The sequence below is a fragment of the Hymenobacter translucens genome (assembly GCF_020685205.1).
Lineage (GTDB): Bacteria > Bacteroidota > Bacteroidia > Cytophagales > Hymenobacteraceae > Hymenobacter > Hymenobacter translucens.
Window position 1 is genome coordinate 510,353 of sequence record NZ_JAJERB010000003.1, and the last position, 12,682, is coordinate 523,034.

General features: G+C 62.6%; 9 protein-coding genes. 6 read left to right on the forward strand and 3 right to left on the reverse strand.

Annotated elements, in window-relative coordinates; genetic code table 11:
• The first annotated feature begins 14 nt into the window (after nucleotides 1-14).
• Nucleotides 15-608, forward strand: coding sequence for a hypothetical protein (locus LJY25_RS09305; protein ID WP_227608046.1), 594 nt, complete (start codon nucleotides 15-17; stop codon nucleotides 606-608).
• 207 nt (nucleotides 609-815) lie between these two features.
• Nucleotides 816-1,181 carry a hypothetical protein gene (locus LJY25_RS09310; RefSeq protein ID WP_227608047.1) on the forward strand — a complete coding sequence of 122 codons (366 nt, stop codon included), beginning with the start codon at nucleotides 816-818 and terminating at the stop codon, nucleotides 1,179-1,181.
• Between the two features lie 112 nt (nucleotides 1,182-1,293).
• Here the strand turns inward: LJY25_RS09310 and LJY25_RS09315 are convergent, their stop codons facing one another.
• Both LJY25_RS09315 and LJY25_RS09320 read right to left on the reverse strand, forming a co-directional pair.
• Complete coding sequence (locus tag LJY25_RS09315; RefSeq protein ID WP_227608048.1) at nucleotides 1,294-3,039, reverse strand: M3 family oligoendopeptidase; 1,746 nt, start codon at nucleotides 3,037-3,039, stop codon at nucleotides 1,294-1,296.
• Between the two features lie 203 nt (nucleotides 3,040-3,242).
• Nucleotides 3,243-4,346 (reverse strand): ferredoxin--NADP reductase, encoded by a 1,104-nt coding sequence (locus LJY25_RS09320; protein WP_227608049.1) that lies wholly within the window; start codon nucleotides 4,344-4,346, stop codon nucleotides 3,243-3,245.
• A 182-nt stretch (nucleotides 4,347-4,528) separates the two neighbouring features.
• Here LJY25_RS09320 and LJY25_RS09325 point away from each other — a divergent pair, with 182 nt between their 5' ends.
• Nucleotides 4,529-5,221, forward strand: coding sequence for a peptidoglycan DD-metalloendopeptidase family protein (locus LJY25_RS09325; RefSeq protein WP_227608050.1), 693 nt, complete (start codon nucleotides 4,529-4,531; stop codon nucleotides 5,219-5,221).
• 68 nt (nucleotides 5,222-5,289) lie between these two features.
• Here the strand turns inward: LJY25_RS09325 and LJY25_RS09330 are convergent, their stop codons facing one another.
• Nucleotides 5,290-6,438 carry an ABC transporter permease gene (locus tag LJY25_RS09330; protein ID WP_227608051.1) on the reverse strand — a complete coding sequence of 383 codons (1,149 nt, stop codon included), beginning with the start codon at nucleotides 6,436-6,438 and terminating at the stop codon, nucleotides 5,290-5,292.
• Between the two features lie 116 nt (nucleotides 6,439-6,554).
• Here LJY25_RS09330 and LJY25_RS09335 point away from each other — a divergent pair, with 116 nt between their 5' ends.
• The 3 genes from LJY25_RS09335 to LJY25_RS09345 all read left to right on the forward strand — a co-directional run bounded on the left by LJY25_RS09335 (nucleotide 6,555) and on the right by LJY25_RS09345 (nucleotide 12,620).
• Nucleotides 6,555-7,790, forward strand: a complete 1,236-nt coding sequence (locus LJY25_RS09335; protein WP_227608052.1) for an exo-beta-N-acetylmuramidase NamZ family protein — start codon at nucleotides 6,555-6,557, stop codon at nucleotides 7,788-7,790.
• Nucleotides 7,791-8,457: 667 nt separating this feature from the next.
• Complete coding sequence (locus LJY25_RS09340) at nucleotides 8,458-11,481, forward strand: PAS domain-containing sensor histidine kinase (protein WP_227608053.1); 3,024 nt, start codon at nucleotides 8,458-8,460, stop codon at nucleotides 11,479-11,481.
• Between the two features lie 98 nt (nucleotides 11,482-11,579).
• Nucleotides 11,580-12,620 (forward strand): NAD(P)-dependent alcohol dehydrogenase, encoded by a 1,041-nt coding sequence (locus LJY25_RS09345; protein WP_227608054.1) that lies wholly within the window; start codon nucleotides 11,580-11,582, stop codon nucleotides 12,618-12,620.
• The last annotated feature ends 62 nt before the right edge of the window (nucleotides 12,621-12,682 follow it).

Below are 12,682 nucleotides of genomic sequence, written 5' to 3' on the forward strand. Positions count from 1 at the left end.
GCGTTAGCCTTTTGATGAAGAAGATTTTTTCCCTGGTTTTGCTTTTGGTGCTGGCGGGACTACATGCCTGCAAAACGGACCGCTCTGCCAAAACCATTGACCCTGTTTCCCCGGCTGCCATTCGTGCTCAGCTCGACGTGCTGCGCGATTCAGTAGACGTCAACTGGCGGCGGATGATCACCAGCGACGATGTACAGCTGTCCACTACCCGGCAGCTGCTGCGCGAGCTGGCCGCCCAGCCCGGCTCCGACAAAGCGCAGCTGGAAAAGCTTATCACCGCCAACGACCAGCTGAAGCGTCGGCGCTACAACCAGCAGACCATGGCCTCGTCTCCGCTTATCGACGCGTATGATACAGCCCAGGACTCGGTGCTGCAGGCGGTATACGCCGCGGCCCGCCCCGCCGCAAGCAAGCCGGGTTCAAAGGCCGAGCAATTCACTGAAAGCATCCAGGTGCTGGCCAGCCGGGTGGTAGGATTTCGGATTCACTACGACCAGGCGGCTAAGCAGTACAACAACTACCTGCGGCTGCACCAGTCCGACCTGCCCCGCCTTGGCCGAAAGTATGCTGACCTGCAGCCTTTACCCTTGTTTGAGCTACAGAACTAGCCGCTCACGCTACTGCCGATTCCTTGCCAGGCCGGCCCCGACCACCAGCGTCGGGGCCGGCTTTTTTGTTATCGAGTCAGGTTATTGAGTGTTCTGGTAATATTTTTTTGTACTTGATAGTCAATTGACTACCCTTAATCCACCACTCTCAACGCAACCCTAATCCAGCGGCGAGCCTCTTCCTTACACACCCCAATCGATAGTGCTATGCGTTACGTTTCCTTTTCACTGGCGCAGGCCGGACGCCTCGCCTTGCTGGCCCTGACGCTCAGCGGCTCGGTTTTCCTGACGTCCTGCCTTGAAGACCCGTTTGAGGACCCCGGCTGTGAGCCCCTGCAGTGCAACACCCCCGCCACGGTCCGCAACTTCGCTGGCCTCGACGGCTGCGGCTACCTGCTGGTTTTAACCGACGGCACCCGTCTCGAGCCCAACCCCGATATCTGGACCACCTTCACGCCCTTCGACGGGCAGGAGGTAAAAATCAATTATGAGGATGAGCCCCGCGGAGGAATCTGCATGGCCGGCCGCACCGTCCGGGTACGGTGCATTACCCAGGTTGGCGGCACCAATTAAGCCTGCCGCGTTCCTGGTTTTTCGCTTTAATGTTTGTGTTTGGTTTGGTACCACTGGAAAGAGGCCGGGATATTCCCGGCCTCTTTCTTTGTTTGTGCAGTCTACAGCAGGCTTACAGCTTCGCCATTTCCTCCCGTACGAAGTCGGCCAGGGTGCGCAGGTAGGCGGTGCTGAAGTCGAAGCGGATACCGGCGGCGGCGTAGATTTCGCCAATCGGGGCGGTATAGCCAAGGGACAGGGCATGCTTGTAGGCCTCGAGGCCCGCCTGGGGGTTCTGGCGGTAGTTGCGCCATACGGCAATAGCGCCGAGCTGGGCCATGGCGTACTCGATGTAATAGAACGGCACTTCGTACAGGTGCAGCTGCTTCTGCCACAAGTAGGGCTTGAAGCGTTCCAGGCCTTTCCAGCTGACAGTGTGCTGGTTAAATTCGTTGAACAGCTCTGTCCAGCGGGTGTGGCGCTGGGCTTTGGTGTGTACCGGGTTCTCGTAGATCCAGTGCTGAAACTTGTCGATGGTAGCCACCCAGGGGAAAGTTTCCAGCACGCTTTCGAGGTGGGTTTTCTTGGCCCGGCGCAGCTCGTCCTCGTCCGTGAAGAACAGGTCCCAGTGGTCCATCGAAATCAGCTCCATGCTCATCGAAGCCAGCTCGGCTACTTCGGATGGGGGGTGCTTGTCGGCCGACAGGGGCAGGCCGCGGGTCAGAAAGGAATGGACGGCGTGCCCGCCCTCGTGCAGCATCGTAATTACGTCGCGCAGCGAGGAGGTAGCATTCATGAAGATGAACGGCACCCCCGTCTCATCCAGCGGGTAGTTGTAGCCGCCGGGGGCCTTGCCCTTCCGGGATTCCAGGTCGAGGTGGCCCATGTGGCGCATCGTGCGCAGACAGTCGCCCAGGAACGGGTCGAGGCGCTCGAATACGGTAACCGTTTTTTCCAGCAGCTCCTCGCCGGTTTCGAACGGCCGCAGCGGCTCCTTTCCCGACACGTCGACATCCAGATCCCAGGGGCGCAGCTCCGGCAAATCCAGATCCTGCCGGCGCTCCAGGTCGATGTCATCGATCAGCGGCACCACCGTTTCGTGGATGGCTTGGTGGAAACGGAAGCAGTCCTGGGCGGTGTAGTCGAAGCGCCCCAGAGCGGCAAACATATAGTCGCGGAAGTTGGAAAACCCGGCATTCAGCGCCATCTGGTGGCGCAGGGCTACCAACTCGTCGAACAGCTGGTCTAATGGCTCGGCATCGCGCAGGCGCCGCTCCTGAATGATGCGGTAGGCCTGCTCGCGTACGTTGCGGTCGGGGCTCTTAAGCCGGTCGGCGGCGCGGGGCAACGTCATTTCCTCCCCGTCGAGCGTTACCGTCATGGCTCCGACGATGGCCGCGTACTGCTGCTGCTTGGTGCTGATTTCGGTTTTCAGCGGGATGTTCTCAGGCCGGTAGATTTCCAGGGCCTGCCGAACCGAGCGGATAAAGATGCGGTAGCGGTCCTGATCAAGGCCGTCGAGGTGCTCCGACTGCACCAGCTTCTCATTCAGGGCGTGGTCGTGGGGAGCAACGTTGGGCTCAATGGCCGACACGAAGTACTGAAACGCCTCAGCGTGGTGCTGATCCTGGGTGTCGCAGGTCATGCGGATATAGCGCCAGGCCAGGTCCTCGCTCAGCACGCTTTCCAGCTCGCTGCGGTCGAGCAGCCACTTCTCCAGCTCCGCGGGCGACTCGATGGCCCGGTCCCGCAGCTCCAGGAAATACGGCTCCAGCGCGGCCCATTCAGAAACCTGAAACGTTTCGGGCAGGTAGCGCCGGGGCGGGCGCTGGGTATCCGTAGCCATAGCGGCGGGCGTATCGTAGGCAGAATGATTCATAAGGGGTCAGATAAACTGCTCGGCCCCAGGCGGCTGCGGCCCCTCCGAACGGGGCACCGGCAGGCGAGTAGTTAGTTCAAAGGGTGCGTACGCAGAAAAACGGCGCCGAGGTTTATAAATAAAAGCTGGACCGTAGAAGCGTGGCCTTGCCGGCTGCAAAAGCTGCCGCCTCCCCTATCCCCACCTGGTGCGGCATAACCCGCCTAGCCGATTTCAAGCACCACGTCGCTGGTCAGCGGGTGGCTGACGCACACCAGCACGTAGCCCTGCTTAAGCTCCGAGTCGGAAAGGCCTTCCCGCTCGTCGAGGTGGACTTTGCCCGAGAGGCACTTGCCCCGGCACGCCGTGCACAGGCCGGCCTGGCAGGAGTACGGCAGGTCAATGTCCAGGTCGAGGGCCGCTTCCAGAATGGTCTGGTGCGGCTCCACCACCACTTCGTACTCGGTGCCTTCGTACTGAATCGTCACCGTCTGGGTCACGATGGCGTCGGAGTCAGTGGCCGACACGTCGCCGTGCCCGTTGGGCTGGCTGGCCGCGGCCTCGATGGTTTCGGCGGCGGCCACGAAGCTTTCCCGGCGGATGCGGTTGGCGGGTACGCCCAGCAGGTCAAGAGCGGCGCGGGCCTCGGCCATCATGCCTTCGGGGCCGCAGAGGAAGTACTCGGCCTGGTCGGCCGGGAAGCTGTGCTGGGTTTCCAGAATACGCAGCAGCATGGTCCGGTTCAGGCGGCCGGTGTGGGCGCTGGCGGCCGGGTTGGTCGGCTGGCTGTACACGTGGGCCACCTGCAGGCGGCCGCCGGAGCTGGCTTCGAGCTGAGCCAGCTGCTCCCGGAAAATCACCGATTCCTCGTTGCGGTTGCCGTACACGAGCAGCACGTGGCTGTTGGGCTCGTCGTGCAGCACGGCCTTAAGAATCGACATCAGGGGCGTCACGCCGCTGCCGGCACCAATCAGCACCACCGAGCGGGACGTCTTGGGCGAGGTCTGCAGGGTGAAGTTGCCCAGGGGGGCCATCACCTCAATCTGCTGGCCGACCTGCACGGTGTCGAGCAGGTAGTTGCTCACCAGGCCGCCGTGCACCCGCTTCACCGTCACCGACAGGCGGGGCGCCTCGTGGGGCGTGCTGCTAAGCGAATACGCCCGGCGCTCCTTTTTGCCGTTGGGTCCGCAGGGCAGGATCAGGGTCAGAAACTGCCCCGGCTCCGAGGCAACGGGCTGGCGGTCGGGCCGCTCCAGATGAATCGTAACGGCGTCGGATGTTTCATGGGTTAGCTCCGCGACGGTAAGCGTAAGGTAAGGACTGCTCATGTAAGCAAAGGGAAACGGTAAAAGGGCCGGAAGCCCAAATCAGGCGGCGAAGCTACAAAGGTAAGCCGTTACTGCCTTCATCCGGGACAAATGTAGCAACTGGTAGTAGCTTGCAGCTTCTGAATAGGGGTACCTTATCCGGCCGATTTTGTTTTGCTTTCGCCCCGGCTTTTCCTGCTGCCATGAATCTTTCTTTTCTCCTCCGCCGCCACCAGGCGGAATTCGGCCCCGTACTGGCCGCCGACCTGAACCCCGCCACCATGACCCGGCTCGACCTGACGGCCGGTAACCCCGTGGTGGCCCAGGCCGACCTGCGCGACACACCCCAGTTTGAGATGCTGATTGAGCAGCTGCTTTCAGCCCGGCAGGCCACCGTGGGCGTGGGCGGCTACCTCGAAAACCGCGTCATCTACCGCCGCAGTCCGGGCCTGTTCGGCGACCCGGTGGTGCCGGCCCGCTCCCTGCACCTGGGCGTGGACGTGTGGCTGCCGGCGGGCGTGCCGGTGCTGGCGCCCCTGCCCGCCCGCGTACACAGCCGGCAGGACAACGTGGGCTTCGGCGACTACGGCCCTACCGTAATTCTGGAGCATGAGTTGGAGGGCACCTGGTTTTACACGCTCTACGGCCATTTGTCGCGCAAAGAGCTGGCCGACCTCACGCCCGGTCAGGAGTTGGCCAAAGGGCAGGCATTTGCGACGGTAGGGCCATTTCCCGAAAACGGCGACTGGCCGCCCCACCTTCACTTTCAGGTTATGGCCGACCTACAGGGCCGCTCCGGCGACTTTCCCGGCGTGGCCCTGCCGGAAGAGCGGGAGCAGTGGGCCGCCCTCTGCCCCGACCCCAACCTGATTCTGCAGTACCCCTGCCTGGACTAAGATCCTAAAAAGCAGCAGGGCCGCCAGAATCACATCTGGCGGCCCTGCTGCTTTTTTGCTTCGGTTTGCTAGTCGAACTTGATAGCCACCACGGGGTTGATGCGCGACACCATGTAGGTGGGCACCAGCACGGCCAGCAGGGACGTGAGGAAAGTAGCCAGGTTGAGAATCACGATGATGGTGGGGTCCCAGTAAATCGGTACCCGGTCCATGTAGTAGTTCTCGGGGTCGAGCGGGATGGGGTGAAAAAAGTACTGGATGGCGCAGAAGCCCAGCCCGATCAGGTTGCCGTAGATCATGCCCCGGATGGTGAGTGACAAACCCCGGAAAAAGAACATGCTGCGGATCTGGTTGTCGGTGGCACCCACGGCCTTGAGTACCCCAATCATGTTCACCCGCTCCAGGATCATGATGAAGATGGTCGCCACCATGTTAAAGGTTGCCACGAAGATGATCAGGATCAGAAAGATGACCACGTTGCGGTTGAGCAGCTGCAGCCAGTCGAACAGCTGGGCGTACTGGTCGGTGATTTTATCGAGCTTCAGGTCGTAGCGCAGGTTCTCGTAGATGTTATCGGAGGTGCGGTCCAGCTGCTTGAAGTCGCGCAGCACTACTTCCATGCCACCCACCAGGGAGTCGGGCCAGGCGTTCAGCTCCCGGATCTGGCGGATGTCGCCGATAATGTACACCTCGTCGAACTCGTCGAGGCCGGTCTGGTAGATGCCCTGCACCCGGAACTTGCGCACCCGGGGCGGATTCTGGATAAAGTAGAACAGCGCGTCGTCGCCCACCTTGAGGCGGAGCTTGTTGGCAATCTTGCGGCTGAGCAGCACGTCGGTGCTGGCGGCCGTGTCGTTGAAGGTGAGAAACTTGCCGGCCACCAGGTTTTCGCGCATCGGGGAAAGGCCGCCGTGCTCGTCGATGCCCTTCAGCACCACGCCCATCACCTCCTCGGTGGTTTTGATGATGGCCGTCTTGCGGGCAAAGGGCTGCGTGTACTTTACCTGCGGAAACCGGCGCAGCTCCTTTTCCAGCCGGGGTCCGCCTATGGGTTCCACCTCCAGGGAGTTGTTGGTGTCGTACTTGCTGATCTGCAGGTGGGCACCGAACGAGAAGATCTTGCTTTGAATCTCGTTGCGGAAGCCCTCGAGGATGGCAAAAGATACAATCATTACCGCAATGCCCATGGCAATGCTGATAATGGCTATTTTTGTCACCGACGAGGTAAAGGAGCCGGTATCGGCTCCTTCGATTTTTTGGGATATGTACCTCGAGACATTCACTGCCGTAAAGCTACACCAACCCACCCAGTTTTCCAGTCCTTCATTTGCGGATGTCTATTTCCCTACTGCCGAGCCTCCTAAGCCTCTCCCTGTTGCTGGCTGACTGCTCCCGCCCCCCCGTTGCCCGGTCTTCTTCAGCCCCGGCGGCCGCCTCTCCGACCGCCCCGGCCCCTTCCGCCGCCCCCACGCCCGACGCCGCGCTGCGCATGGGCGCCGCCCAGTTCGACCGCTACCTGCCCCAGCTTAAGGGCAAGCGCGTGGGCGTAGTCGTAAACCAGACAGCCCGGGTTGGCAAGGCCTTTCTGGTGGATACCCTGCTGGCGCGGGGCGTCAACGTGAAGGTGATTTTCGGCCCCGAGCATGGCTTCCGCGGCGAGGCCGCTGATGGGGCCACGATCAAGAATGGCCGGGATGAGCGCAGCGGCCTGCCGGCCCTGAGCTTGTACGGGGCCACCAAGAAGCCCACGCCCGAGATGCTCAAGGACGTGGACGTGCTGATCTTCGACATTCAGGACGTAGGCGCGCGCTTCTACACCTTTATCAGCACGATGCACTACGTGATGGAGGCTGCCGCCGAGCAGAACAAGGAAGTAATTGTGCTGGACCGCCCCAACCCCAACGGCTGGTACGTGGACGGCCCGGTACTGGAGCCCCAGTTCAAGACCTTCGTGGGCATGCACCCGATTCCGGTAGTCCACGGCCTGACGGTAGGCGAGCTGGCGCAGATGATCAACGGCGAGAAGTGGCTGGCGGGCGGCAAGCAGTGCCGGCTCACGGTGGTGCCGGTGGCCGGCTACACCCACGCCACCCGCTACACGCTGCCCGAGCGGCCGTCCCCCAACCTGCCCACGGCGCACTCCGTCATCCTGTACCCGGCCCTCTGCCTGTTCGAAGGTACCGATGTGAGTGTGGGACGAGGCACGAACACGCCTTTCGAGGTAATCGGGGCACCCACGCAGCCCACCACCCGCCCTTTCAGCTTTACGCCCGCACCCAACCCCGGCTCGCCCACGCCCCCGCAGAATGGCAAGCGCTGCTACGGCCTCAACCTGAAGGACGCCGGCGACATCGGCTTCACGCTGAAGTACCTTATCGACTTCTACCAGCAGAGCACCGACAAGGCCAACTTCTTCAACAAAGGGTTCGAGCGCCTGGCCGGTACCGCCGCGCTGCGCCAGCAGATTATTGCCGGCAAAAGCGAGCAGGAAATCCGCCAGAGCTGGGAGCCGGCCCTGGGCCAGTACAAGGTGCTGCGGCAGAAGTACCTGCTCTACCCGGAAAAGTAAGCCGGCCAGGCGCGCCGGGCCCGGGGCTACATTGCCCAAGGTGAGGCCGCCAGAGTTTGAAACTTACCTGCCCTGCTGGGCTTCAGGGCGCTGAAATCGACGCTGAACGACATGAGCCGCTACACCCAGGGCCAGCCGGGGACGTTTCGCAGTCGCCTAGCCAATGCCCTTCCGCTGCCTCATCCGGAAATGTTTCAGCGCTGCTAACACCACCGGGCTGGGGTGGCGCCTCGTCCAGCACCTTACTCACCTGTACTGGCATCATTCCGGCGGGGCCGCTTGGTTGTCGGGCTTGACCGGTAACATCCGCTGGGCGTGGTCATCTTCGCCAATGCGGCTGAAGACGTAACCACCACCGGACAGGCGCTGCTGGCGAAGAAGCCCTGAGGCAGGACAGGTAGCCGGGCGCCTTGCCTGCAGGTGAAGCCGGCGACGGAGCCGGAGCAACTCCTCTTTCTGCCCGACGGGCATTTCGTGAGCGGCAGGCCGCCAAGGGGTTGAAGCCGGCAGAAACCGTTGTTGCCCTGGCCGCAACCTGGTTCAGCTATTCCGTCCGCTTGTCCGTATTAGAGGACCGATTACAGTATCCTAGTGGCTTCAGCAAATACTCCGATGGGCGTGGCCGGTCGGCGCACCGGTTGCATCTGCGTCTCGCTTCGTTTTCTTCATGCCCGCCACGTCTGACCTGCTTTCCGTTTTCAACGCCCTTCCGGACGCATACCTGCTGCTCACCCCCACTCTGACGATTGAGGCAGCCAGCGACGCGTATCTGGCTGCTACGCTCACGCGCCGGGAAACGCTGCTCGGGAAGTACATGTTCGATGCGTTTCCCGACAACCCCGAGGCGCCGGAGGCCCGCGCAGAGGCCAACCTGCGGGCGTCGCTCAACCAGGTGCTGGCAACCGGGCAGCCCCACGAAATGGCCCGGCAGCATTACGACGTTCCGGACCCGGATCGGCCCGGCGGGTTTGTAGAGCGCCACTGGCAGGTCCGCAACCTGCCGATTCTCGGTGAGCAGGGACAGGTAACCAGCATCCTGCACGTGGCCGTCGAAGTGACGGCCCAGGTTCGGGATGAGGCCCAGCTCCAGGCCAGCCACACCCGGGAAGAAACGGCTCTGGCCGAGGTTCAGGCCCAGCGGAACCGCCTCCAGAATCTGTTTACCCAGGCACCGGCTCTGATTGTCAGCCTGAAGGGGCCTACCCACGTCGTCGAGCTGGCTAATCAGGGGTTCCTCCGGCTGTTTGGCAACCGGGAGATGATTGGAAAGCCCTACCGTGAGGCCGTTCCGGAGCTGGTCAAACAGGGCTTCTTCGTGCTGCTTGACCAGGTATACCAGACCGGAGAAACCTACTTTGGCAATGAGATGCTGGTCAACATCGACCGCACCAACTCCGGCCAGCTGGAAGCGGGATACTTTAACTTTATCTACCAGGCCACCCGGGATGCCGACAACCGGATTGAGGGCGTTCTGTTTTTCGGCTACGACATCACGGAGCAGGTTCAAGCCCGTCGGTCGGCTGAAGAGCAGGAGCGGCAGGCCAACATCCTGAACGAGGAGCTGCAGGCGGCCAGTGAGGAGATTTACGCCACCAACCATGAGCTGCTGCGCACCGAGCAGGTGCTGCGCGACCTTAACCAGCGGCTCGAAGCCCACGTGGGCGAGCGGACGCGGGCTCTGGAAAAAGCGCTGCGGCAGGCCCGGCTGCAAGGTGATTTGCTTCAGGTTCAGCAGCGCACCCTGCAGCAGATTCTGGGGCAGGTACCGGCGGCGCTGGCAACCCTCAGCGGCCCGAACCACGAGTACAGCTTTTTCAACGCCCCCTACGCAGCACTCACGGGCGGGCGAGCCAAGCTCAGGATGACCGTAGCCCAGGTGATACCGGAAGTGGTGCCGCAGGGCTTCATCGGCCTGCTCGATCAGGTATACGCCACCGGAACGCCGTATAGCGGGGTCGAGATGCCCATCCAGCTTTACGACAAAGCCAGCGGCCAGCACCGGGAGCGGTACATCGACTTTATCTACCAGCCCCTGACCGATAAGGCGGGCGCCACCCAGGGTATTCTGGCCTTCGTGGTTGATACCACCGACAAGGTGGTGAGCCGGCAGCTGGCCGCCGCCGCGCAGGCCCAGGCCCTGGCCGCGGCCGAGCAGATGGCTGCCCAGCGGGAAAACTTCTATCAGGTATTCGAGGGAACCCCGGCCAGCATTGCAATTCTGCGCGGCCCCGAGCACCGGTTCGACTACGTAAATCCTGGCTATCAGCAGCTGTTCCCGGGGCGTGAGCTGCTGGGGCGCCCCATGACGGAGGCGTTGCCCGAAACCATTGAATTCGGCTTCGTGGATCTGCTGGACCGTGTGTACGAGACCGGTGAGCCCTTCTTCGGGGCCGAGATGCCCCTGCAGGTGCACGCCCCCGACGGGACGCTGCTGCCGGAAGCCTACTTTACCTTTACCTACCAGGCGTACCGGGAGCAGGGTGTGCCGGCCGGGGTTTCCATATTTGCCTTCGATGTAACCGAGCAGGTGCTTGCCCGGCGCGAAGCCGCCGCCCAACAGCTCCAGCTTCAGTCCCTTTTTGAGCAGGCCCCGGTTGCGGTTGCCATCCTGCAAGGCGCGGACTACCAGATTCAGGTAGCCAACGCCCGGATGGCTGAAGTCTGGGGGCGCAACCGGGATGAGGTAATAGGCAAGCCCCTCTTTGAGGCCTTGCCGGAAGCGCGGGACCAGGGCTTCAAAGAGCTGCTTGATCAGGTCGTAGCCACCGGTGAGGCCTTCGTGGCCCAGGAAGTAGCGGCGCTGCTCCAGCGGAACGGACAGCTGGAGCGGGTCTACCTCAACTTCGTATACCAGCCGCTGCGCGACGCCCAGGGCCTGATTACCTCGGTCGCGGCCGTTGCCACGGAGGTAGGCGAGCAGGTCCGGGCCCGCCAGCAGCTGCACGCCCTCAACGAGCAGCTGCGCACCTCGAATGCCGAGCTGGGCCTCTCCAATCAGCAGCTCACGCGCACTAACCAGGACCTCGACAACTTCGTCTACGCCGCCTCGCACGACCTGAAGCAGCCGGTCAACAACCTGGCCGGCCTCTTCAATGAGCTGCGCCGCGGGGCCACCTTTGCCGACCCGGCCGAAGAGCAGCTGCTGGTGCCCCTGATCGAGGATTCTTTGCACCAGCTCAGCGTGACCATCGACGACCTGGCGACCCTGGGTCAGGCCCAGCAGCTGAGCGCATCACCCACGGAGCTGGTGTCGCTCGACGATCTGACGGTGGACGTGCTCAGCGCCCTGGAGCCTCAGATTCGCGCGGCCCGGGCCCAGGTTACGACCGACTTTACTCTTTGCCCTCGGGTTTCCTTTGCCCGCGCCAACCTGCGGACCGTGCTGCACAACCTGCTGGGCAACTCCCTGAAGTACGCCGACCCCAACCGCCCGGCCCGCATTCACGTGTCGGCGACGGTAGAGGATGGGTGGTCCGTACTCACGGTACGCGACAACGGGCTGGGCTTTGACGGCGCCAAGTACGGCACCGAGCTGTTCCACTTGTTCCGCCGCCTTCATTCCCATACCGCCGGCACGGGCGTGGGCCTCTACCTAGTCAACCGCATTGTGCAGGCCGCCGGGGGCAGCATCGAGGTCGACAGCCAGGTTGGTGAAGGCGCCACCTTCCGCGTGCTGCTGGGGCCCGCGTAAGCTGCCGGCTGCGGCAGGCAACGAAGGGGAAAGATTTTCGTGAATGCCGTCAGCCGGCGCCTACTTTTGCCGGTACCAACCTGTTTCAGCCAACAACTATGATCCAAGCGAAAGGCTACGCCGCCCCGAACCCGACTACCGACCCTGCTCCCTGGACCTTTGAGCGCCGCGAGGTGGGGGCCCACGATGTGCAGATTGAAATTTTCTTCTGCGGGGTTTGTCACTCCGACCTGCACCAGATCCGCAACGAATGGTTTCCGGGCATCTTCCCGATGGTACCGGGCCACGAAATCGTGGGCCGCATCGTGAAGGTCGGTGACCACGTGAAAAAGTTTACCGTGGGCCAGCTCGCGGGCGTGGGCTGCATGGTCGACTCCTGCCAGGTGTGCGAGAACTGCAAGGAAGGGCTGGAGCAGTACTGCGTGGAAGGCAATACCCAGACCTACAACAGCCTCGGCCGCGACGGCGCGCCAACCTACGGGGGCTACTCCAACACCATTGTGGTGCGCGAGGAGTTCGTGGTGAGCGTATCCGATAAACTCGACCTGGCCGCCGTGGCCCCGCTGCTCTGCGCGGGCATCACGACCTACTCGCCCCTGCGCTACTGGAAAGTGGGCCGGGGCCACAAGCTGGCCGTTGTGGGGCTGGGTGGCCTGGGCCACATGGGCGTGAAGTTCGGCGTGGCCTTCGGAGCCGAAGTTACCGTGCTCAGCACCTCGGCCTCCAAGGAAGCCGACGCCAAAGCCCTCGGGGCCCACCACTTCGTGGTAACATCCGACGAGGCGCAGGTGAGTGCCGTGAAAGGCTCGTTCGACTTTATCCTGGATACGGTGTCGGCCGACCACGACATGAACCTCTACCTCTCCCTGCTCAAAACCAGCGGCACCCACATCCTGGTCGGCGCCCCGCCCAAGCCGATGGAAGTCGCGGCCTTTTCGCTGATTCCGGGCCGCAAGAGCGTGGCCGGCTCCACCATCGGTGGCATTGCCGAAACCCAGGAAATGCTGGACTTCTGCGCCGAACACAACATCGTCTCCGATATCGAGCTTATCGACATCAAGGATATTGCCGCCGCCTACGAGCGCATGGTGAAAGGCGACGTGCGCTACCGCTTCGTCATCGACCTGGCGACGCTCTAGGGCCGGCGTTTCACAACCTGAGGGCTTGCCGGTCCGGGTGGTAAGCAAACCATCCGGGCCGG

What these genes read in the sequence shown, in the direction of transcription:
- LJY25_RS09310 (WP_227608047.1), top strand. Translation starts at nt 816, where the DNA reads ATGCGTTACGTTTCCTTTTCACTGGCGCAGGCCGGACGCCTCGCCTTG.
- LJY25_RS09340 (WP_227608053.1), top strand. Translation starts at nt 8,458, where the DNA reads ATGCCCGCCACGTCTGACCTGCTTTCCGTTTTCAACGCCCTTCCGGAC.
- LJY25_RS09325 (WP_227608050.1), top strand. Translation starts at nt 4,529, where the DNA reads ATGAATCTTTCTTTTCTCCTCCGCCGCCACCAGGCGGAATTCGGCCCC.
- LJY25_RS09305 (WP_227608046.1), top strand. Translation starts at nt 15, where the DNA reads ATGAAGAAGATTTTTTCCCTGGTTTTGCTTTTGGTGCTGGCGGGACTA.
- LJY25_RS09315 (WP_227608048.1), bottom strand. Translation starts at nt 3,039, where the DNA reads ATGAATCATTCTGCCTACGATACGCCCGCCGCTATGGCTACGGATACC.
- LJY25_RS09345 (WP_227608054.1), top strand. Translation starts at nt 11,580, where the DNA reads ATGATCCAAGCGAAAGGCTACGCCGCCCCGAACCCGACTACCGACCCT.
- LJY25_RS09335 (WP_227608052.1), top strand. Translation starts at nt 6,555, where the DNA reads ATGTCTATTTCCCTACTGCCGAGCCTCCTAAGCCTCTCCCTGTTGCTG.
- LJY25_RS09320 (WP_227608049.1), bottom strand. Translation starts at nt 4,346, where the DNA reads ATGAGCAGTCCTTACCTTACGCTTACCGTCGCGGAGCTAACCCATGAA.